The following is a 19,900-nucleotide window of genomic DNA, read 5'->3' as shown; positions in this document are numbered from 1 at the left end:
GACGGCGGCGGACGATATATTTGAAGAATATCGCCCGCCGCCGTCCCGGAGGGGGCTCCCCCGGAGACAGCCCGTCGCAGTGCGGAAGAGCGGTGGGAGATAACCGTAGTTGTCACCGTGCAACGCGAAGCCGAAAGGGAGTCCAGAGGGCCGAAGGCCCTTTGGCCGCCGGAGGCATCGGGGCTATCCCGTCGCAGTGCGGAATGCGGTGGGAAATAACCGTAGTTGTCATCGTGCAACGCGAAGCCGAAAGGGAGTCCAGAGGGCCGAAGGCCCTTTGGCCGCCAGAGGCATCGGGGCAACATCGGCGCATAAAAGCAGGACGGCGGGGCGAGTAGCCATCGCCCGCTTTCACCAACCATATCACCAACAGGAGTCGTCAGTGCGCAAGGCGGAACGCGAGATAAAGGATTTCAAGCTGGTGGAGGCGCTCCTGCAGCGCGCCGAGTACGTCCACATGGCCTTGTGGGACGGGGCCAGCCCTTACGTGATCCCCGTGAGCTTCGGCTACAAGGACCGCGTGCTCTATTTCCACAGCTCCCTCAAGGGCCGCAAGGCCGACTGCCTGCGCACCTGCGACCGGGTGAGCTTCGACGCGGTGCTGGAGTACGAGCTGTGCCGCCAGCTGAAGTCCTGCGGGTACACGGCGCACTTCAAGTCCGTGGTGGGCGTGGGCCGGGCCAGCCTCATCGAGGACAGGGACGCCAAGCGCGCCGCGCTGGACATCATCATGTCGCACTATAGCGGCCCCACGGGCCATTATCCTGACGAGGTGCTGGACGTCACCGCCGTGGTCCGGGTGGACATCGAGGAGCTGACCGGCAAGTCCAACCCACCCTGGCAGGGCGACGAGGTGCTGGAAGTGGAGGAGACGGAGGGCTGCGAGACCGAGAATCTGTCCTCTGCCGACTAACCCGGCCGTTTGGAGGAATTGACGCCCCGCGACGCGTGTCGCGGGGCGTTTCTGTTTTAGATACCTTCCAGTTCCGCCACGCACTCCACGTGCGGGGTGTGCGGGAAGAGGTCCACGGGGGTGACGCGGCGCACGGCGTACTTCCCGGCCAGGCGGGCCAGGTCGCGGGCCAGTGTGGAAGGGTTGCAGGAGACGTAGACCATGCGCTTGGCGGCCGAGGCCAGGAGCGTGTCCACGGTCTCGGGGTGCAGGCCCGAGCGGGGCGGGTCCAGCACGACCACGTCCGGCGCGGCCTGTTCGCGGGCCAGGGAGTCCTTGAGGTCGCCGGGCACGAAGGCGCAGTTGAGCAGCCCGTTGGCCGAGGCGTTCTCCCGGGCGTCCTCCACGGCCTCGTCGTTGACCTCGAAACCGGTGACGGCCCGGGCCTTGCGGGCCATGAACAGGGAGAGGCCCCCCGCACCGCTGTAGAGGTCCCAGACGGTCTCCTGGCCGGTGAGGCGCGCGGCCTCCACGGCCTTGGCGTAGAGCAGAGCTGCGGCGCCGGTGTTGGTCTGGAAGAATGCCTCCGCGCTTACGCCGAAGCGCAGCCCGTCCATCTCCTCCTCCAGGAAGCCGTCGCCCAGGGTCCAGGCGCGGCTCTCGGGGATGGCATAGTCGCCCCGGTCGCGGCGCACGCCCAGCACGACGCCGGTGAGCTCGTCGGGGAAGCGGTCCATGAGCTCCTTGCCCAGGCCCTGGAGCTTGCCCACGGGGGAGCGCGGCCCGACGATGATCATGGCCAGCCACTTGCCCGTGCTTTCGGAGCGGCGCAGCACAAGGTGCCGCCAGACGCCCGTGCCGGTCTTGAAGTAGAAGGGCGGCAGGGTGGTGCGGGCGGCCAGCTCGCGCACGGCGGCCAGGATGCGCATGGCGGTTTCGGGCATGAGGAAGCACTGGGTGACCTCCTCCACGCGGCCAGGCTCGAAGCGGCGGCGCAGGCCGATGCGAGGGCCGGGGGCGAAGGCGAACTCCATCTTGTTGCGGTAGCGGCGCTCCAGCGGCGAGGCGATGACGGGCTCGACCTCGATCTCGATGCGGCCCAGGCGGCGCAGCTGCTCCTGGACGATCTCGCGCTTCCAGGCCAGCTGGGCCTCGTAGGAGGCGTCCTGCCAGGTGCAGCCGCCGCAGACGCCGAAGTGCGGGCAGAAGGGCTCCACGGCGTGGGGAGAGGGTTCGATCACGCGGGTGGCCACGGCGTGCAGGCAGCTCTTTTCGGTCTTGACCACGCGGGCTTCAACAAGGGAGCCGGGCAGGCCGCCATCGACGAACACGACGCGCCCGTCCTGGCGGGCCAAACCGGCCCCGCCGAACGCCGGACGCTCGATACGGATTTCCATTGTTTCTGTCATGCGCAGAGCATGCACACGGAATGGGTGTCTGGCAAGCGCCGGGAGGCCAAATCGGAGTCTTGCGGGCGGGAAGAGTTGGATGTATGGCGGCCACGGGAGGAATCGCGATGAAACCGATTATCGCCGCGCTGCTTTTGGCCGTCACGGCCCTGCCCGCTCTGGCTCAGGAGTGGCAGGTGCGCGGCATCTGCGACATGCGGCGCAACCCCGGCCCCGGACGCGGGGGGGAGTGCGTCCAGCTGGCCACCGAGGTGCTCATGCTCCTGCCCGACAAGGCCGGGCCTGAGAACTACGCCGTCATCGCGGAATTCGCCGACAATTTCGAGAAGGCCTCCGTCACCTGGGAGGCCCCCTGCCCGGACCCGAAGCACTGCCCCGAAGCCGCCTACACCATCCGCTACACGTCGGTTTCGAAGAAGATACTCAAGCTGGCCAAGGACCAGATCTACACCGCCTTCGTCTGCCGGGAGAACTTCTCTGACACGCCTCCCGACGAGGCCGCCTGCAGGCTCAAGCTGCTCAAGGTTGTGCGCGAGCTGGTGAACAGGGCGCGCCGCGAGGGGGCGCTGCTGGCCCTCATCAAGTGCGGCGGGCAGGAGAGCGAGGCCATCCGGCCGGACGGCGCGGGCGCGCGCGGCTACGAGCTGATGTACGCCTTCGTGCAGTTGCCGGATTTGCTGCCCATCGCCGGGGGCGACCCCAAATCGGCGGCCCGGCAGGCGCTGAACCAACTGGTCGAGCCCGAGAAGGGGCAGGCCAGGGCGGCCGTGCAGCCCGCCTCCATGCCTGCGCAGGCGGGGCAGGCCGCGAAGGCGATGCCCGCGTCCGCGCCCGCCAGCGGCGCTGCGGCCGGTGCGGCCACGGGGGCCGCGGGATCGGCCGGGTTCGTCATGGTCGGCACCGTGACGGCCGGGCCGGGCGACATCGTGCTGCAGGTGGCGGCGCTGCCCAACCTGGTGCAGGCCGAGACCCTGTCGGACAGGCTCTCAAAGGCGGGCATCGAGTCGGGGTTCGAGCGCGCCGAGGTCAACGGCCGGGAAGTGTACCGGGTGCTGGCCAAGGGCAGGGGCAGCCCGGACGTGTTCCGCCAGAAGCTGGCGGAGATGGGCTACCCCGGGGCGATTCAGCGAAGGTAACTTTCGGACGACCGATTGACGACCAGGCGCGTTCTGCGCCGGCCACGCCGGTATTCCTGGCGACCGATTCCATCCTCTCGAAACCGTTTACGACCGATGGCTTGCGGGTACCTGCTTTTACGATCCGGGAGCTGGACTGCCGCAAGCCGGACGCGAATCCATCCGGGAATTCCATAGGGCGGAGCCCGTTGGCCGCCTGACGCGCTCCCCGCTATCGCGCCCCCGGGTGCTGAAAGAGCCTCCGGCGGGCAAAGGGCCTTCGGCCCTCTGCACTCCCTTCCCGCTTCGCGTCAGCCGGGTAATACTTCAGGGGTGAACGCAATAAAAAAACGCGGCCGTTTCCGGCCGCGTTTTCATTTGCTATCTGGCGTGCGTTAGAGCGCTATCCCTTGGCCCCGCAGCACTTCTTGTGCTTCTTGCCGCTGCCGCAGGGGCAGGGATCATTGCGGCCAACCTTGGGCGCGGTGCGCTTCTTGGGCTGGGGCTTCTTCTCCGTGCCGTCGTCCGCACCGTGATAGTTGACGTCCGCGGGCACCTCGCGGTGGGTGAACTCCTCCTCGCGCAGCTCCGCCTTGATCTGCAGGCGGGAGAGCTGCTTCACGGTGGACTCCGCGATCATGTCCAGCATGCCGCGGAACAGCTCGAAGCCCTCGCGCTTGTACTCCTGCTTGGGGTCCTTCTGGCCGTAGCCGCGCAGGCCGATGCCGTCGCGCAGGTGGTCCATGTTGAGCAGGTGCTCCTTCCAGTGGCGGTCCAGGGCTTCCAGCAGGAAGTAGCGCAGGATCTCGGTGTACTGCTCGGGCGCGACGGACTGCAGGGCCTCGAAGCGGTCCATGATCGCCTTGCGCAGCTCCTCCTGGGTGGGGACGCCCTGCGTGAAGTCCACGCGCAGGGCGAAGGTCTCCTCCAGGCGGGCGGCGGCGATCTCCACGGACTCGGGGTCCGGCCCCTGCTTGGAGAGGGTCAGGGGCTGGTAGATGTCGTCGAGCAGGTCGTCCACGAACTCCTCCAGGGAATCCTGGGGGGAGGCGGCCGCCATGTAGTGGCGGCGACGGGAGTAGATGACCTCGCGCTGCTGGTTCATGACGTTGTCGAAGTCCAGCAGCTGTTTGCGCACCTCGAAGTTGTGGCCTTCCACGCGCTTCTGGGCGTTCTCGATGGCCTTGGAGACCATGCGGTTCTCGATGGCCTCGCCTTCCTCCATGCCCAGGCGCTCCATGACGCCCTTGAGGCGGTCGGAGCCGAACAGGCGCATGAGGTCGTCGTCGAGGGCCAGGTAGAAGCGGGATTCGCCCGGGTCGCCCTGGCGGCCGGAACGGCCGCGCAGCTGGTTGTCGATGCGCCGGGACTCGTGGCGCTCCGTGCCCAGGATGAACAGGCCGCCCAGGTCCGTGACGCCTTCGCCCAGCTTGATGTCCGTGCCGCGGCCGGCCATGTTGGTGGCGATGGTCACGCGGCCCTTCTGGCCCGCCTCGGCCACGATCTGGGCCTCGCGCTCGTGCTGCTTGGCGTTGAGCACCTCGTGGGGCACCCCGGCCTTCTTGAGCATCTGGGAGAGCATCTCCGACTTCTCGATGGAGATGGTGCCCACCAGCACGGGCTGGCCCTTGGTGTAGAGCGCCTTCACGTCCTGCACGATGGCGTCGTACTTTTCCTTCTGGGTCTTGTAGATCATGTCCGGGTGGTCCTTGCGCACCATGGGGCGGTGCGTGGGGATCACGGACACGGTGAGGTTGTAGATCTGCCTGAACTCCACCGCCTCGGTGTCGGCCGTGCCGGTCATGCCGGACAGCTTCTTGTACATGCGGAAGTAGTTCTGGAAGGTGATGGAGGCGAGCGTCTGGTTCTCGCTCTCCACCGTGACGCCCTCCTTGGCCTCCAGGGACTGGTGCAGGCCGTCGGAGTAGCGGCGGCCGGGCATCAGGCGGCCGGTGAACTCGTCCACGATGACCACCTGGCCGTCCTTGACGATGTAGTCCACGTCGCGGGCGTAGAGGTGGTGGGCGCGCAGGCCCTGGAGCACGTGGTGCTGCAGCGAGATGTTGGCCGGGTCGTAGAGGTTCTCCACCTTGAAGATCTCTTCGCAGCGGGCCACGCCCTCGTCGGAGAGCATGATGGTCTTGGCTTTCTCGTCCACGCTGAAGTGCAAGTCGCGCTTGAGCATGGGGATGAGGGCGCTCACGCGGGAGTACAGGGCGGTGGACTCCTCGGCCGGGCCGGAGATGATCAGCGGGGTGCGCGCCTCGTCGATGAGGATGGAGTCCACCTCGTCCACGATGGCGAAGTTGAGTTCGCGCTGGACCAGCTGCTCCTTGTAGAACTTCATGTTGTCGCGCAGGTAGTCGAAGCCGAACTCGTTGTTGGTGCCGTAGGTGATGTCGGCGCCATAGGCGGCCTGGCGCTCCTCGTCGGTGAGGCCGTGCACGATGGTGCCCACGGTGAGGCCCAGGTAGTTGTAGATGTTGCCCATCCAGGCGGCGTCGCGCTTGGCCAGGTAGTCGTTCACGGTGATCAGGTGCACGCCCTTGCCGGAGATGGCGTTCAGCACCGCGGGCAGGGTGGCCACCAGGGTCTTGCCTTCACCGGTCTTCATCTCCGCGATGCGGCCCTGGTGCAGCACCATGCCGCCTACCAGCTGCACGTCGAAGTGGCGCATGTCCAGCGTGCGCTTGCCCGCCTCGCGCACCATGGCGAACACCTCGGGGAGCATGTCGTCCAGGGGCTTGCCGTTTGCGGCCTCCTGCTTGAGCTCCGCGATGCGGGCGACCATCTGCTCCTGCGTCAGGGCCTGCATCTGGGGTTCCATGGCGGTGATCTGGTCCACGGTGCGGGCCAGGCCCTTGAGGTGGCGTTCGTTGCTGGAACCCACGATCATCTTGATGATGCTTGAAAACATGCTGTCTCCTTGCTGACGTCGGGGCGCGCCGTGCGCGCCGGGCGGGGGCTTAGGCCCCCTCGGGCGGTATGGGCCCGTTCTAGGAAATAATCTCCAGCCAGTGCCCCACGTTCACTTCGGAGGGGGCTCCGGCCCGCAATTGGATCACGCATCCGGCGCAGCCTGAGAGCATCAGCTCCCCCTGCCCGGGCGCGTAGAATTCGAGGCAGCGCTTGGCCACCTGGTCGGAAAGCTCGGGTGCGGAGAGCTTGAGCGATCCGCCGAAGCCGCAGCAGAGGTTCTTCTTGCCGCGCGTGGAGAGCCTCTCCCCCAGGAGCGCGCTCAGGAACTTCTGGTCCAGCCCTGCGCCCGCGCCGTGGCAGGGCGCGTGGTAGTGCACCTTGGCCGGGGCGTTGTCCCGCACTTCGTATACGGCCTTGCCAGCCAGGGTGGAGAGCGGGGTCAGCGACTGGGCCCAGCGCTCGCGCTCGCCCAGCTCCCAGCCGAGCTCCGCGTCGGCGTAGCCTTTCAGGCCGCAGTGGCAGGTGGCGCAGAAGACCACGATCTCGGGCCGCCCCGCGTCGCGCCAGGCCTGCACGTTCTTGAGCTGCATCTGGCGCTGCGGGTCCTTGAGCCCCGCGTGGCCCAGGGTGCAGGCGCAGCAGGTGAAGCCGGGGTTGGGCAGCAGGTCGAAGCCCATGCCGCGCAGCATCTTCCCGGCCGTCTCGTTCCACTGCGGGCGCACGTGGCTGGCCACGCAGCCGGGGAACACTACGGCCTTGCGCCCCTGGCCGCAAGCCTGGAAAGAGACCGCCTTGACCCACGGCTCGGCTGACTTTCCGGCATCCAGGGCCTTGAGGCCCGAGAGCATGGACTCCAGCCTGCCGTAGCGGAAATGCGGTGCGAAGCGCGAGAGTGTGGCCATCATGGGCCAGAGCACCTTGGCCTGGCCCACCCACAGCCCCCAGAGCGCGGAGCGGATATTGGGGTTGGCGGCGCGCATCTCCGTCACCAGTTTGGGGGCGCAGAGCTTGTTGGGGCAGGCCTTCTCGCACTTGCCGCAGCTCAAGCATTTGCCGGTGAGGCGCAGGGCGGCCTTGGCCGCGATGTCGTGGTCGGGGTCGTCCAGTGCGGTGTTCAGGGCGAACTTGGCGCGGGGGCTCAACTCTTCCTTGCCGGTGGCGGCGAAGAGGGGGCAGACTTCCAGGCAGCGCCCGCAGAAGACGCACTTGGGCTCGCGCGGGGCCTGGGAGGCGGTGGTGTCGGTGCTCATCTAGTATCCCTTGCCCGGGTTCATGATCCCCAGGGGGTCCAAAGCGGCTTTGACCGCGTGCATGGCGGCCAGGGCGTCGGGGCCGACCTTGCGGGCTATCCAGCCCATCTTGGAGAGGCCCACGCCGTGCTCGCCGGTGATGGTGCCGCCCAGGGACAGGGTCAGCTCCAGCACCTGGGTCTTGGCGTCCTTGATGCGGTTGCTCTCGCCCTTGTCGGCGGCGTCGAAGACGTAGTTGACGTGGATGTTGCCGTCGCCCAGGTGGCCGTAGGTGATGATCTTCACGTCCAGTTTCCTGGCTATCTCGCTGATGCGCTTCACGGTCTCGCCCACGCGGCCGCGCGGCACGGCGATGTCGTCGGAGCTCTTGTCCGGCCCGTAGACGAACACGGCCTGGTTCACCTGGCGGCGGTGGCTCCAGAGGGCGTCCTCCTCCTGGGGGGTGCTGGCCTGCTCCAGCAGGGAGGGCGCGTTGGGTTCCACGGCGCGGCGCACGCGCTCCAGGTCGTGCTTGAGGGCCTCGTGCGAGCCGTCGATGGAGATGAGCAGCGCCGCCTTGGAGCCCTCCGGCCAGGGCACGGCGCCCAGGCGGCCCAGGGCCCAGAGCACGTCGCCGGACATGAACTCCATGGCCGTGGGCAGGATGCCCGCCCGGAACACGTCGCGCATGGCGGCCAGGGCCTGGTCGTCACTCGGGAACACGGCCAGCAGCGTGGCCTGGGATTCGGGCAGCGGCAGGAGCTTGAGCGTGGCCTCGGTGATGAGGCCCAGGGTGCCCTCGGAGCCCACGAACAGGCGGGCCAGGTCCAGCCCGGCAACGTCCTTGTGGCAGCGCGAGCCCAGGCGAAGCACGGTGCCGCCGGGCATGACCGCCTCCACGCCCAGGACCCAGTCCCGCGTGCAGCCATACTTCACGGCGCGCAGGCCGCCCGCGTTCATGGCGATGTTGCCCGCGATGGAGGAGAACTGGGCGCTGGCCGGGTCCGGCGCGTAGAGCAGGCCTTTGGCCTTGGCGGCCTCCTGCAGGTCGCCGGTGACCACGCCGGGCTGGCACACGGCCACGAAGTCGTCGCCGTCGATGTCCAGGATGCGGGCCATGCGCGCCGTGCTCACCACGATGCCCGGGGTGGTGGGCACACAGCCGCCGACCACGTTGGTGGCCCGCCCGCGCGCGTAGATGGGCATGCGCCACTCCTGGGCGAGGCGCAAAAGCTCGGAGCAATGCTCCGTGCTTTCGGGGCGCACAACGGCCAGGGGCTGGGCGAACTTGCGGCTGGCGTCCTTGCCGAAGGTCAGGGTTTCCTCCTGGCCGAGGATCAGGGCGTCGCCTGGAAATACGGCCTGCAGCGAGCGCAGGAGCGAATGGGGCAGGGTGGACATGCTCGGTGGGCCTGTATTCTCTTCTGGATGTTGGGGATTTATCCTGGAACGGCTGGGGAGGGCGCGCGCCTGGAGCGGCCCCAGGGCGGCCGCCGTATTTTTCCAGGATCAGTTACATCAGAAATCCCGGGAGTCAAGGCCGCCGGGGGCGTAATGAGCGGCGGGAGCTTGCCCGGCGGAGGCGGTGGAGGTATCGGCATGGATGGTTGGGAGAGTGTCCGGAGGTGAGTCCGGCATGAGAAGACGTCCAACCCGGAGGGAGAAGGTCGTGATGAAGCCTTTCGCGCGGTTCGTGTTCATCATCGTGCTCACGGGGGCCTATTTCTGGCTGGCCGTGCTGGGCTGGGGCGGGGCCGGGGAGTTCTTCGCGCAACCGGCCATGTGGGCGCTGGCGGCGGCAACGCTGTCGCTGGCCGTGGCCTCATGCTTCGCCGGGGGCAATGTGAGCCCGGGGGTGAAGGAGGACAAGGGCAACAGGTGGGTGCTCTGGGCCTTCATGGTGTTGGGGCTGCTGGACGGCTACCTGCCCGCGCTCACGGACAGGCTCAATTTCCTGACGCTGGGCGGCGACGGAGTGCGCTGGCTGGGCCTGGCGCTCTACTGCGCGGGCGGGGTGCTCAGGCTCTGGCCTGTGTTCGTGCTGGGGGACCGCTTCAGCGGGCTGGTGGCCATCCAGCAAGGGCACAGGCTGGTGACCGGCGGGATCTACGGTGTGATCCGCCACCCCAGCTACGCCGGGCTGCTGCTGAACTCGCTGGGCTGGGGGCTGACGTTCCGCTCCGGCATTGGCGTAATGCTCACGGCGCTGATCGTTGTCCCCCTGCTGGCCAGGATCAAGGCCGAGGAACGGCTGCTGGCCGAGACCTTCGGCGAGGAGTACGAGGCGTACGGCAAGCGGACGTGGCGGCTGGTGCCGGGGGTGTATTGAGCGGGGCTAAAATCTGTCCATCTCCCGTGCCGCCTCTCTATCCAAATCCCGCTCCTTGAGCGCATCTCTTCTATCATGCACGTTCTTGCCGCGCGCCAGCGCGATCTCCAGCTTTATCCTGCCGCGCTTGAGGTACAGCTTCACCGGCACCACGGTGAGCCCTTTCTGCTCCATCTTGGCCTTCCAGGCCCTGATCTCGTGGCTGTGCAGCAGGAGCTTGCGCTCCCTGTCCGGGTCCTGCTGGTCGCGCCCGGCGTTTTCGTAGGGGCTGATGTGCACGCCGCACAGGTACGCCTCGAAGGACGACGTGAAGCGCACGTATCCGTCCTTGAAGTTGACCTTGCCCGCGCGCAGGCTTTTGACCTCGGGCCCCGTGAGGGCCATGCCGGCTTCCATGGTGCCCAGCAGCTCGTAGAAGTGGCGGGCTTTCTTGTTGATGGCGATGATCTTGACGGCTTCGCCGGATTTGGCGCTCACTGCGATGGGCCCTCCTCGGAATCCAGCAGGGAGAAGAAGAACGAGAGCTGGTCCGGGAATTTCTGGAATATGGTTTCGCGCACAAGCTGGTTGGTGCGGGCCACGGTGGGGCTTTCAAGCACCTGCTTGAGCAGGTTCTTGCAGTCGTCCATGGTGGTCTGGCGCACGATGTGCTTGATGCCGGGGATGGTCTGGGGGTTGAGGCTCACGGCGTCGATCTGCATGCCCATGAGGATGGGCATGCAGAAGGGGTCGGAGGCCATCTCGCCGCAGAGGTTGCATTCGATGCCGGCCTGGTGGGCGGCGTCCACCACGTGCTTGATGGAGCGCACCACGGCCGGGTGCAGGGGCTGGTACAGGTAGGACACGTGCCGGTTGGTGCGGTCGATGCCCAGGGTGTACTGGATGAGGTCGTTGGTGCCGATGGAGAAGAAGTCCACCTCGCGGGCCAGGGTCTCGGCGGTCATCACGGCGGAGGGCAGCTCCACCATGATTCCCACGGGCATGTCCGGGTCGTAGGGCAGGCCCTGGCTGCGCAGCTCCTGCTGGCACTGGCGCAGAAGCGTCATGGACTGGCGCAGCTCCTTGAGGCCGGAGATCATGGGGAACATCATGGAGATGTTGCCCACCACCGAGGCCCGCAGGATGGCGCGCAGCTGGGTGCGGAAGAGGTCCTTGTTGCGCAGGCAGAAGCGCACGGCGCGCAGCCCCATGGCCGGGTTCTGCTCCTCAAGGCGGCCGAAGTGGGCCATGAACTTGTCCGCGCCCAGGTCCAGGGTGCGCAGCGTCACCCGCTGGGGTGAGAGGATGTCCGCCAGGTCGCGGTAATGCTCGAAAAGCTCGTCCTCCTCGGGCAGGGCGGTGCGGTTGAGGTAGGTGTATTCAGTGCGGAACAGGCCGATGCCGTCGCCCCCGTTGTCGATGACCTGGGCCACCTCCTCGTAGAGCTCGATGTTGGCCTTCACCTTGATGCGGTAGCCGTCCAGCGTCTCGCCCGGGAGGTGGCAGTTGCGGATGATCGAACCCCTGTAGGACTCGTACTGGTACTTGAGGTCGCCGTAGCGGGCCAGCTCCTCCTCGTCGGGCTCCACGATCACCTGGCCCTTGAGGCCGTCCACCACCACCAGGTGGCCGTCCTGCACGGCGGCCTCCATGCCGCCCACGCCCACCACAGCCGGGATGCCCAGGGACTTGGCCAGGATGCCCGCGTGGGAGGTCTTGCCGCCCTGCGCGGTGGCGAAGCCCATGATCTTGTCCACCTGGAGCTCCACGGTGTCGGCGGGGGTCAGGTCGTTGGCCATGAGCACGGCGCGGCTGCCCAGGGTCTTGAAGTCGACCTTCTGGCCCATGAGCCTGCCGCGCACGCGGTCGGCCACGAGGCGGACGTCCTGCAGGCGCTCGCGGAAATAGGGGTCGTCCAGGGCGTTGAAGGCCTCCTCCAAGTCGGCCACGGCCTTCTCCAGGGCCCACTCGGCGTTGATGCGCAGGCCCGTGAGGTGCGTAAGCGCCGAGCCCATGAGCTTCGGGTCGCTCATGATCATCAGGTGGGAGTCGATGATCAGGGCGTGGTCCTGGAGTTCGGCGGGCACGCGCTCGCGGATGGCGGCCAGCTCGCGCTTGGCCTGCTCGAAGGCGTCACGCAGGCGCTGGGCCTCGGGTTCGACCTGCTCGTCGAGCAGCGCCAGCCGGGGCACCTGCCCGAACTGGGAGCGGTTGACGAAAAAGGCCTTGCCGATGGCGATGCCTGCGGAGATGGGTATGCCCGTGAGGGTGGCGAGGGCCATGGGGGCGCCTTATTGTTGGAAGCGTTTCTTGAACATGTCCGCCAGGCAGTCCAGGGCTTCCCGGGCGTCGTCGCCCTTGGCGCGAAGCTCCAGGTTGGTCCCGTGGCGGGCGGCGAGGGTGAGAATGTCCAGGATGGACTTGGCGTCCACCTGCTGGCTGCCCTGCTTGATGGAGATGTCCGCCGAGAACTTCTGCGCCTCCTGGGCCAGGCGGGCCGCCGGGCGGGCGTGCAGGCCCTGCTCGTTGAGCACGCAGACGATGCGCACGTAACCGTCCGTGGAGGCGTCGGATTCGGGAAAGGATGATGTGTCGGACATGTTGTTCACCGGTTAAAAGCGATCCATTATAAACGAATCCACAAAAAAAACAAACCCGCGGCTATTCCCGCCCCCACGAGAATCTCCCGGTTTATCCTCAGCCGTCCGGCCCCGTAGGCCAGGCCCAGCACCATGAGCACGCCCCCCGCCCAGGCCAGGGCGTCGGTCTCTCTGGGCCAGACGATGGCCCAGAGCAGCACCAGGAGCGCCCCGTTGAGCACCTTGAGCCGCCTGGCCCAGTTCACCAGGTCCCAGCTCTTGATGCGCGTGAGCGCCGCGAAACCCTGTCGATAGCCCATGATGAACGTCGCCAGCTTGAAGGCGTTGAGCGCCAGGAACAGCGCCGCCGCCATCAGGAACGCGGCCACGGGCAGCCCCGCCGCCAGCAGGCAGGCGGTGGAGAGCGCCCAGAAGCCGATCAGGCTGCTGCCGAAAAAGGAATCCCCCACCGCCGAGAGCGTGAAGACCACGGTGCTCTTGACCTGCTCCAGCATGGCCTCGGGAAACTGCTTGCGCGCGATGCGCGACTCCAGGGCCAGGAAGACCCCCACCAGGAAGGGCGTCCAGAGCGGATGGGTGTTGTAGACGCTCATGTAGCGCTTCCAGGCGTGGCGCAGCTCCACGGGGTCGGGATAGATGGCGGTGAGCCCCGGCTCCATGGCCAGGGCCAGGCCCACGGTCTGGAGCCCGCGCGTGTTGAAGGCCGCCCCGACGAAGTAGGTGCGCAGGAAGGTTCTGATGAGCAACGACGCGTTGAGCGTGCCTGGGGTAGCCATAGTGTGCGTCCGGCGGAGGCTTCGCAGGCCTCCGTCCGGTCGTTTGTGGCAAATGCCGGGGGAAATGACAAGCGCGGCCAGCGGGCTTGCCCTGCACGGTGTACCGGCCTATAGTGAATTTTATTGCTATTTTCCTGCAGGAGCTGAGCATGAGCGGGGCAAGCGCGAAGTCGGTCAAGGAAGACATTGCACGAGCTGTAGGATACGCGAGGCGGTTCATGGCCACCAAGGCCCTGGCGGCGGGAAGCAAGGCCTTCGAGGCTTACGCCACCAGCACGGCGATCATGGGCAGGGCCAAGTTCGAGTTGGAAATCCTTCTGGCGGACATGCTGCGCGAGCTGGAACTCGTCCCGGACATCAAGGCCCAGCTGCGCGGGCCGTTCATCTACAAGCGCGGCAGCGAGAAGCAGTTCTCCCAGGCCCTGGCCGGGCTGTGCGCCCACCTGGAGAAGCTGGAGCAGGCCGCGGCCGAAAAGGTGCAGCGCGACCGGCAGGACCGCATCGCCACCTTCTTCGAGAAGGCCGCCGAGGCCCTGCGGGAGAAGAATCTGCCCTCCACCAGGCGCCTGCTCAACAACGTCTGCGAACAGTACCCGGACGAGCCGGGCATCTTCAGCCGCGCCGCCAGGATGCTCGCGGACGCCAAACTGCCGGGCGACGTGATCCCTTTCACGGAGCGCGCCATCGAGATCAACCCCAAGGACGCCGCCGCTTACGGCATGGCTGTTGAGGCCTGCCAGGCCATCGGCGAACTCACCATGGCGGAGAAGTTCCTGCGTGAGGCGCTCAAGAACTTCGGCGCGCACCCCAAGACCTACGTGACCTTGGCCAAGGTGCTCTACAAAATGGGCCAGTGGGACAAGGCCTACGACGCGGCCCGCTCCGCCCTGGACCGCGACCCGAACCTGGCCGAGGCCAGGGAGGTGGTGGAGCTGACCGAGAAGAAGGTGATAGCTGACCGAGACCACGGTGAGGGGCTAGGCGGATTTTTTCCTCGACGAGAACAGCCCGGGCGAGCCCCCCCGCAATGGGGGGCTCGCCCGGGCTGTTCTCGTATGGAGCGCTGGCGCGTTCCACACGAAGCGGCAAAGCCTCGCGCTGGAGCAGCCCACAGGCGTGGGAGCGTCCGCGCCTACTTGATCAGCCGCTTCCTCATGGCCTCCACGGCCAGCGGGTAGAACACCACCGTGAACAGGGCCAGGTAGGCCGCATTCCACCAGATCTTCGCCGTGGCCGTGCCCAGGCACAGGGCGCGGCTGGCCTGCGTCAGGTGGTAGAGCGGCAGCAGCTGCGCCAGGCCCGAGGCCCAGGCAGGCAGGCCCTCCACCGGGAAGAACGCTCCGCTGAACAGGAACATGGGCGTGATGAACAGGAAGATGGGCAGGTTGAACATCTCGATGGTGGGGGTCAGCCCGGTGAGCCACATGGCCACAGACCCGAAAGCCAGCCCGCCCAGCGCCGAGAGCGGGATCAGCCAGAGCCCGTCCGGCAGCGAGATCAGCCCGAAGCAGGCGATGACCGTGCCCATGAGCACCGTGCTGGCAACCGACTTGGTCGCCCCCCAGACGATCTCCGCCGTGATCACGTCCTCCAGGGAGAGGGGTGTGGCCAGCATGGCGTCGAAGGTCTTCTGGTAGAACATGCGCACGAAGGACGAGTAGGTGTTCTCGTAGAAGGACTGCCACATCACCGAGGCCGCGATGAGGCCCGGGGCGATGTAGGCGGTGTACGGCACGGACGCGCCGTCCACGCGCACGCTGCCCACAAGCCCGCCGATGCCCGCGCCGAAGGCCAGGATGTAGAGCACCGGCTCGGCCATGGGCGGTATGAAGTTGACCTTCCAGGTGCGCAGGTAGACCATCAGGTTGCGCGCCCAGACCCGCCACAGGCGCGACGAGATTCTCGAGAGCATCTTCATTCGCGCAGCTCCCTGCCGGTGAGGCGCAGGAAGACGTCCTCCAGGGTGGAGGGGCGCAGCACGTGCTGCCCGGGAGGCAGGGCGGCCCGCAGCGCCTCCAGTTCGGAGAAGTCCTCGGCGAAGACCAGCACGCGTCGCCCGAAGTCCTCCGTATCGAGGGAGGACGCCTCGGCGGCGGCCCGGGTGGACTCGTCGGGGTTGGTGATCTCCAGCACGGCCTTGCCCGAATGGGAGGCGATCAGCGCGGCAGGGGTACCGCGCACCAGCGCTTTCCCGTTGTCCATGATCAGCAGTTCGTCGCAGAGGATGGCGGCCTCGTCCATGTAGTGGGTGGTGATGAAGATGGTCAGGCCCTGTGCGCGCAGGTCCAGCAGCCTGTCCCAGAGCTGGTGGCGCGACTGCGGGTCCAGCCCGGTGGTGGGCTCGTCCAGGATGACCAGTTCCGGGGCGTTGACCAGGGCGCGGGCCAGCATGAGCCTGCGGGCCATGCCGCCGGAGAGGTCGCGCACGTCGTCCTTGCGGCGGGTATCCAGAGAGAAGAACTCCAGCAGTTCGGCGGAGCGCGCCCGGGCCGTGGCGGAGTCCATGGCGAAATAGCCTGCGAAGGCCAGCATGTTCTGCTCCACGGTGAGGTCGGGGTCCAGGGTGTTCTCCTGCTGGCAGACCCCGATGCGCGCCCTGATGGAGCGCCAGTGGACGTCGATGTCCTGCCCGAACACGCGCAGTTCGCCACCGGTTTTGGGGCTGAACCCGTAGACCATGCGGATGGTGGAGGTCTTGCCGGCCCCGTTGGGCCCCAGCAGGCCGTAGACGCTGCCGCGCGGCACCCGCATGTCCAGCCCGTCCACGGCGGCGAAAGTTCCGAAATGTTTGCGCAGGCCCACGGCCTCGATCACGGCGTCCATCAGTACTCCATAGCAGAGGCGGCCAGCCTGCGCCAGTGGCCGGGCTGGAACCGCCCAGGTAGGTTGTCAGTCAGGGAGGAAGGTGCTAGATTCCTAATAGGAATAATCCCGACCAGGTTGCGTTTCCGCCTGAGGGATTTTCGGCTGCGGAGGTGCGCCCTGATCTGCCCGCGAACGAATCCCCCCATGGTGCTGAGGGAGATGCAGACCCGCCATCCAGGCGCGGCCACCGAATACCTCAAGGTGGCCGAGGGCGGGCTGTACATGTCCCCGACCATCGTCCAGACCGTGCTGGGCTCCTGCCTGGCGGGGGTGTTTTATTCTCCGGCGCGCCGAGCGGGAGCCATCTTCCACGCCTTCCTTCCCTGCCGCGCAGACTACAACGAGTGGGGGCGGCACACCGTGTTCAAGTACGTGGATACGGCCATTCTCCATACGGTGGAGCAGTTCCGCCTCATGGGCGTGCGTCCGGCCGGATTGCGCGTGGCTCTGGTGGGCGGCGCCAACGGGCTGGTGTCGGACGATACCTGCGGCGTGGGACGCAAGAACGCCGATTGCGCTCTGGAGGTCTGCCGCTCCCTCGGGATCAGGCCCGAATCGATGGATCTGGGCGGCGCCAAGGGCCGCAAGGTCTTCTTCGAGACGCACACCGGTGAGCTGCATGTCCACCCCCTCAACTCGATGCCTCCGGCCTAGAGGCCTGCTCCCGCCTCCCGCCTGCGACAACCCGACAGGCTTCGACATGCACGGCGTGCGGCAGCATTTGCCGACATGCAACCGGCAACCGCGCGCGGCGGGCCCCACCGGCGAGGCCGCCGGAGCTTCACCGTCCGGGGAGTGTCAGATCTCGCCTGCGTCCATGGCCCGGGCGTCCTGCACCACGGCCGTGGCGAAGGCGCGCTTGTTGACGTAGGTCATGGCGCCGATGAAGCGCTCCGCCCCGTCCAGGTCGGACGTGGCGTGCAGGTGCACGTGTCTGCCGGTAAGGTGCTCGTTGTTCTGGTAGAGCAGGACGTAATAGATCAGGTACTGGCTCTGGGTGCGGAAGAGGGCGATGGTCTCCAGGTGGGTCTGGTTCTGGGCCGCGGGCTCCAGGCAGTCGTCAGCGGCGTGGTAGAAGGAGAGGAGCTTGCCCGTGAAGCGTATGTGCGTGTCGCCCCGTTTGAGGCAGAAAGTGCGCTGCTTGCCAAGGCTGGTGGAATTGATGTCTCGTTCCCGATGCGTAAGAAAACGTGCGAACATGGATTCTCCAACTTGGCCTGAATGAGGCCGTCGGCCTTTGTAGCCTGGGTCAGCCCGGGAGGCAAGCCCGCTTCAGGTCTTCGTCGGATGCGGATGCGGCTTGCCAATCCGGGGCCGCGTGGGCCATCATGGGGCATGAGGCCCGTCGATCCAGCAGGCGCGTCGCCGCCCCAGGGCGGCCACGAGCGCACCCACCAGCTCCGTCTTGCATCCCCGCCCTCCGGGGCGGAGGCCGCCGGGGCGCCTTCCTTGCAGCTTCCACGCTATTCTGATTTTCCCCCGCCTGCCGAACAGTCCTTCAAGGGGCGCATCATCAACGCGCAGGCCTGACCCTCCATGCGGTTCACATCACAGGCCGCGAAGCGGCTCCTTCCGCCCAACCCCCTTTTGGCCCTGGTGTTGGCCCTGGCCCTGCTGGCGGGGGCTTGCGACGGGCCGGGCGGCTCCTCCCCGGCAGTGCTGGAGTGGGGCGAGGCCGCCGTGGGCGACGTGCTGCGCGTCGTCGAGGCCCCCGGCGTGATCAAGGCCAGGCCGGAAGGCCTGGTGCGCGTGGGCAGCCGGCTCAAGGGCCAGGTGATGCAACTCACGGTGCGCACCGGGGACATCGTACGCAAGGGCCAACTGCTGGCGCAGCTCGACGATCGCGAGCTCAAGGCCCAGCGCGCCCAGGCCCAAGCCCGCCTGGACACGGCGGCCAGCGAATTCGAGCGCACCGAGGCCCTCTTTGCCGGACGGCTGGAGGAGGCCCGGGCCGCCATCGCCGCGGGGCGCGGCAGGCTGGATTACGCCGCGCGCGGCAGGGAGCGGCGCGATGCGCTGCGCAATCAGGGACACATATCACAAGACGCGATGGACGCCTCGCGGCGCGACGAGACCGTGGCCGCGCAGGGCGTGCGGGCCGGGCAGGCCGTGCTGGAGCGCATCGCGAGGGAGCGGGACGGCGAATTGGCTCGGACCCGCCGCCAGCTGGAGGCCGCCAGGGCGGCGGTGGAGTTGTGCGATGTGTACCTCTCCATGACCCGCATCGAGAGCCCCATAGACGGCATCGTGGGCCAGGTGCACACCCAGGAGGGGGAGCAGGTGGTGGCGGAGCTGGAGACGGTGAACATCGTCACCATCATCGACCCGCGCTACCTGGAGCTCTGGGTCTACATCAACGAGGCCGAAGCCGCTGGGGTCCGCAAGGGCACGCCCGTGCGCTTCTTCAGGCCCGCGCGCAAGGAGCAGGTTTTCGAAGCAAGGGTGGAGCGCGTCTCCCCCGCGCCGGAGGCCATCGCCAAGGTGCTCTATTATCCGGCCATCGTTCCGCTGGCCCCCCTGTCGTCGATGGAGCTGCGCCCGGACATGAACGTGCAGTGCCTCGTCAAGGTGGAGGAGGCCCCCGGCGTTCTGGGAGTGCCCAACGAGGCCGTGATGACGCGGGGCGGGAAGCGCCTGGTCTACATGCAGGACGGGCGCGGCGGCGTCAGGCCTGTGGAGCCAGTGTTCGGCCTCAAGGGCAATCAGCGCACCCAGGTGCTCTCCGGCCTGGAGCAGGGGCAGCGAGTGGCCCTGAAGCTGGCTCCCTGAGGCCTGTGCTGGTGTCAGGTCGGCAGCAAGCCTGCCTCGCTGGACGCGTTCGCCGTCCTGTGGCAGTATGAAGTGTCTTCCGCATGCGGTGGCAGCTTGCCGCGCAATACCGAAACAGGGGTGAACATGTTCAACGACATCGAGCAGGAAGAGAAACTGGCCAAACGCAAATTCGCCGCCATGCGCGGCAAGGAGCACATCCCGGCCCAACTGCTCGGGCTGGTGGAGGCGGTGTACCGTATCCAGAACGAAGCCCGGGCCGCCTGCGCCGCGCAGGAGATGCCCGCTGTGGAGCTCTCCAGCGTGGACCAGGTGATCCAGGGCAAGCCCCTGCTGGCCCGCGACAATTTCCCTTACGATGCGGCCCAGGCCGAGGACCTGTTCAAGCGCTTCACGGACCTCCTGGCGGAGATGGGCGGCCCCATGGCCCAGGCGGCCGACGTGATCCGCGCCGAAGGTGACGAGCTGATGCGCGCGGCCCACGCCGCCTTCCTCGCCGGCGACCTGGACTTCTTCAAGGATTTCGCCGCGCGCACGCCCCAGGCCCCGCGCGCCCTGGCCTTCCTGGCCCAGTCCAGCATGACGCCCTCCCTGATGGCGCGGGCCGCGGTGCTCGCCCTGGCCCTGCCCCAGGACAGAAACTGGGACCAGGCCACCTGCCCCGTCTGCGGCAGCCTGGCGTTCCACTCCTCGCTGCGCGGCAAGGAGGGCGTGCGCGTGCACTGCTGCTCCTTCTGCCGGGCCGAATACCGCACCTTCAGGCTGCAGTGCGCCTACTGCCAGGAGCGCGACGCGGCCAAGCTGCCCTTCTTCACCGCCGACGAGGAGCCCGGTTACCGGGTGGACGTTTGCGAGAGCTGCAAGGGCTACATCAAGACCACGGACTTCCGCGAGATGGACCGCCCCAGCCTGCCCGCCTTGGACGACCTGGAATCCCTGACCCTGGACATCCTGGCCATGCGCAAGGGCTACACCCGGCCCACGGCCTCGGCCTGGGGGTTCTAGGAGGCCGGGCCCT

Annotated in this window: 18 protein-coding genes; 7 read left to right on the top strand and 11 right to left on the bottom strand. The window is 67.4% G+C overall.

What is annotated here, in order from left to right; genetic code table 11:
* Positions 1-382 precede the first annotated feature (382 nt).
* Positions 383-913 carry a pyridoxamine 5'-phosphate oxidase family protein gene (locus MLE18_RS08985; RefSeq protein WP_243438457.1) on the top strand — a complete coding sequence of 177 codons (531 nt, stop codon included), beginning with the start codon at positions 383-385 and terminating at the stop codon, positions 911-913.
* 56 nt (positions 914-969) lie between these two features.
* On the opposite strand, the gene rlmD is transcribed toward MLE18_RS08985, so the two are convergent.
* Entirely contained in the window at positions 970-2,289 is a 1,320-nt protein-coding gene (rlmD, locus tag MLE18_RS08980; RefSeq protein ID WP_243438456.1) for a 23S rRNA (uracil(1939)-C(5))-methyltransferase RlmD, read from the bottom strand.
* 119 nt (positions 2,290-2,408) lie between these two features.
* On the opposite strand from rlmD, the gene MLE18_RS08975 reads away from it, so the two are divergent.
* On the top strand, positions 2,409-3,437 hold the full coding sequence (locus tag MLE18_RS08975; RefSeq protein ID WP_243438455.1) for an SPOR domain-containing protein: 1,029 nt from the start codon (positions 2,409-2,411) through the stop codon (positions 3,435-3,437).
* A gap of 382 nt (positions 3,438-3,819) precedes the next feature.
* Here the strand turns inward: MLE18_RS08975 and secA are convergent, their stop codons facing one another.
* From secA to MLE18_RS08960, 3 genes are all read right to left on the bottom strand, one after another.
* Complete coding sequence (gene secA / locus MLE18_RS08970; RefSeq protein ID WP_243438454.1) at positions 3,820-6,333, bottom strand: preprotein translocase subunit SecA; 2,514 nt, start codon at positions 6,331-6,333, stop codon at positions 3,820-3,822.
* Between the two features lie 79 nt (positions 6,334-6,412).
* The gene (locus MLE18_RS08965) at positions 6,413-7,585 is read right to left on the bottom strand and encodes a (Fe-S)-binding protein (protein ID WP_243438453.1); all 1,173 of its coding nucleotides are present in this window, start codon (positions 7,583-7,585) and stop codon (positions 6,413-6,415) included.
* The gene (locus tag MLE18_RS08960) at positions 7,586-8,965 is read right to left on the bottom strand and encodes an FAD-binding oxidoreductase (protein ID WP_243438452.1); all 1,380 of its coding nucleotides are present in this window, start codon (positions 8,963-8,965) and stop codon (positions 7,586-7,588) included.
* Positions 8,966-9,200: 235 nt separating this feature from the next.
* Here MLE18_RS08960 and MLE18_RS08955 point away from each other — a divergent pair, with 235 nt between their 5' ends.
* Complete coding sequence (locus tag MLE18_RS08955; protein ID WP_243438451.1) at positions 9,201-9,893, top strand: methyltransferase family protein; 693 nt, start codon at positions 9,201-9,203, stop codon at positions 9,891-9,893.
* A 6-nt stretch (positions 9,894-9,899) separates the two neighbouring features.
* On the opposite strand, the gene smpB is transcribed toward MLE18_RS08955, so the two are convergent.
* From smpB to MLE18_RS08935, 4 genes are read right to left on the bottom strand one after another with little or no spacing between them, the layout of a single operon-like run.
* Complete coding sequence (gene smpB / locus MLE18_RS08950) at positions 9,900-10,370, bottom strand: SsrA-binding protein SmpB (protein ID WP_243438450.1); 471 nt, start codon at positions 10,368-10,370, stop codon at positions 9,900-9,902.
* A complete protein-coding gene (ptsP, locus tag MLE18_RS08945) occupies positions 10,367-12,154 on the bottom strand; it encodes a phosphoenolpyruvate--protein phosphotransferase (protein ID WP_243438449.1) in 1,788 nt (595 codons plus the stop codon). Before ptsP ends, smpB begins: the two co-directional genes overlap by 4 nt.
* 9 nt (positions 12,155-12,163) lie before the next feature.
* Positions 12,164-12,472: an HPr family phosphocarrier protein gene (locus MLE18_RS08940; protein ID WP_243438448.1), complete on the bottom strand. Its 309-nt coding sequence runs from the start codon at positions 12,470-12,472 to the stop codon at positions 12,164-12,166.
* A gap of 26 nt (positions 12,473-12,498) precedes the next feature.
* Positions 12,499-13,248, bottom strand: a complete 750-nt coding sequence (locus MLE18_RS08935) for a PTS system mannose/fructose/sorbose family transporter subunit IID (RefSeq protein WP_243438447.1) — start codon at positions 13,246-13,248, stop codon at positions 12,499-12,501.
* A gap of 218 nt (positions 13,249-13,466) precedes the next feature.
* Between MLE18_RS08935 and MLE18_RS08930 the strand changes: the two genes are divergently transcribed.
* Positions 13,467-14,426 carry a tetratricopeptide repeat protein gene (locus tag MLE18_RS08930; RefSeq protein WP_243438446.1) on the top strand — a complete coding sequence of 320 codons (960 nt, stop codon included), beginning with the start codon at positions 13,467-13,469 and terminating at the stop codon, positions 14,424-14,426.
* Here MLE18_RS08930 and MLE18_RS08925 read toward each other — a convergent pair.
* Together MLE18_RS08925 and MLE18_RS08920 are read right to left on the bottom strand one after the other, a co-directional pair.
* Positions 14,381-15,166 carry an ABC transporter permease gene (locus MLE18_RS08925; protein WP_243438445.1) on the bottom strand — a complete coding sequence of 262 codons (786 nt, stop codon included), beginning with the start codon at positions 15,164-15,166 and terminating at the stop codon, positions 14,381-14,383. The two genes, MLE18_RS08930 and MLE18_RS08925, sit on opposite strands and share 46 nt — an antisense overlap.
* On the bottom strand, positions 15,163-16,071 hold the full coding sequence (locus tag MLE18_RS08920; RefSeq protein ID WP_243438444.1) for an ABC transporter ATP-binding protein: 909 nt from the start codon (positions 16,069-16,071) through the stop codon (positions 15,163-15,165). Before MLE18_RS08920 ends, MLE18_RS08925 begins: the two co-directional genes overlap by 4 nt.
* Positions 16,072-16,257: 186 nt before the next feature.
* On the opposite strand from MLE18_RS08920, the gene MLE18_RS08915 reads away from it, so the two are divergent.
* Complete coding sequence (locus MLE18_RS08915; protein ID WP_243438443.1) at positions 16,258-16,767, top strand: chemotaxis protein CheD; 510 nt, start codon at positions 16,258-16,260, stop codon at positions 16,765-16,767.
* Between the two features lie 144 nt (positions 16,768-16,911).
* Here the strand turns inward: MLE18_RS08915 and MLE18_RS08910 are convergent, their stop codons facing one another.
* Positions 16,912-17,313 carry a hypothetical protein gene (locus MLE18_RS08910; protein WP_243438442.1) on the bottom strand — a complete coding sequence of 134 codons (402 nt, stop codon included), beginning with the start codon at positions 17,311-17,313 and terminating at the stop codon, positions 16,912-16,914.
* 336 nt (positions 17,314-17,649) lie between these two features.
* Between MLE18_RS08910 and MLE18_RS08905 the strand changes: the two genes are divergently transcribed.
* Both MLE18_RS08905 and MLE18_RS08900 read left to right on the top strand, forming a co-directional pair.
* On the top strand, positions 17,650-18,882 hold the full coding sequence (locus tag MLE18_RS08905; RefSeq protein WP_243438441.1) for an efflux RND transporter periplasmic adaptor subunit: 1,233 nt from the start codon (positions 17,650-17,652) through the stop codon (positions 18,880-18,882).
* Between the two features lie 126 nt (positions 18,883-19,008).
* Complete coding sequence (locus tag MLE18_RS08900) at positions 19,009-19,887, top strand: formate dehydrogenase accessory protein FdhE (RefSeq protein ID WP_243438440.1); 879 nt, start codon at positions 19,009-19,011, stop codon at positions 19,885-19,887.
* Positions 19,888-19,900: the final 13 nt, after the last annotated feature.

The organism is Fundidesulfovibrio soli (genome assembly GCF_022808695.1).
Classification (GTDB): domain Bacteria; phylum Desulfobacterota; class Desulfovibrionia; order Desulfovibrionales; family Desulfovibrionaceae; genus Fundidesulfovibrio; species Fundidesulfovibrio soli.
This window is presented reverse-complemented; position numbering and strand designations above follow the sequence as displayed.

What these genes read in the sequence shown, in the direction of transcription:
- rlmD (WP_243438456.1), bottom strand. Translation starts at nt 2,289, where the DNA reads ATGGAAATCCGTATCGAGCGTCCGGCGTTCGGCGGGGCCGGTTTGGCC.
- MLE18_RS08975 (WP_243438455.1), top strand. Translation starts at nt 2,409, where the DNA reads ATGAAACCGATTATCGCCGCGCTGCTTTTGGCCGTCACGGCCCTGCCC.
- secA (WP_243438454.1), bottom strand. Translation starts at nt 6,333, where the DNA reads ATGTTTTCAAGCATCATCAAGATGATCGTGGGTTCCAGCAACGAACGC.
- MLE18_RS08965 (WP_243438453.1), bottom strand. Translation starts at nt 7,585, where the DNA reads ATGAGCACCGACACCACCGCCTCCCAGGCCCCGCGCGAGCCCAAGTGC.
- MLE18_RS08960 (WP_243438452.1), bottom strand. Translation starts at nt 8,965, where the DNA reads ATGTCCACCCTGCCCCATTCGCTCCTGCGCTCGCTGCAGGCCGTATTT.
- MLE18_RS08955 (WP_243438451.1), top strand. Translation starts at nt 9,201, where the DNA reads ATGAGAAGACGTCCAACCCGGAGGGAGAAGGTCGTGATGAAGCCTTTC.
- ptsP (WP_243438449.1), bottom strand. Translation starts at nt 12,154, where the DNA reads ATGGCCCTCGCCACCCTCACGGGCATACCCATCTCCGCAGGCATCGCC.
- MLE18_RS08940 (WP_243438448.1), bottom strand. Translation starts at nt 12,472, where the DNA reads ATGTCCGACACATCATCCTTTCCCGAATCCGACGCCTCCACGGACGGT.
- MLE18_RS08935 (WP_243438447.1), bottom strand. Translation starts at nt 13,248, where the DNA reads ATGGCTACCCCAGGCACGCTCAACGCGTCGTTGCTCATCAGAACCTTC.
- MLE18_RS08930 (WP_243438446.1), top strand. Translation starts at nt 13,467, where the DNA reads ATGGCCACCAAGGCCCTGGCGGCGGGAAGCAAGGCCTTCGAGGCTTAC.
- MLE18_RS08925 (WP_243438445.1), bottom strand. Translation starts at nt 15,166, where the DNA reads ATGAAGATGCTCTCGAGAATCTCGTCGCGCCTGTGGCGGGTCTGGGCG.
- MLE18_RS08920 (WP_243438444.1), bottom strand. Translation starts at nt 16,071, where the DNA reads ATGGACGCCGTGATCGAGGCCGTGGGCCTGCGCAAACATTTCGGAACT.
- MLE18_RS08915 (WP_243438443.1), top strand. Translation starts at nt 16,258, where the DNA reads ATGGTGCTGAGGGAGATGCAGACCCGCCATCCAGGCGCGGCCACCGAA.
- MLE18_RS08910 (WP_243438442.1), bottom strand. Translation starts at nt 17,313, where the DNA reads ATGTTCGCACGTTTTCTTACGCATCGGGAACGAGACATCAATTCCACC.
- MLE18_RS08905 (WP_243438441.1), top strand. Translation starts at nt 17,650, where the DNA reads ATGCGGTTCACATCACAGGCCGCGAAGCGGCTCCTTCCGCCCAACCCC.
- MLE18_RS08900 (WP_243438440.1), top strand. Translation starts at nt 19,009, where the DNA reads ATGTTCAACGACATCGAGCAGGAAGAGAAACTGGCCAAACGCAAATTC.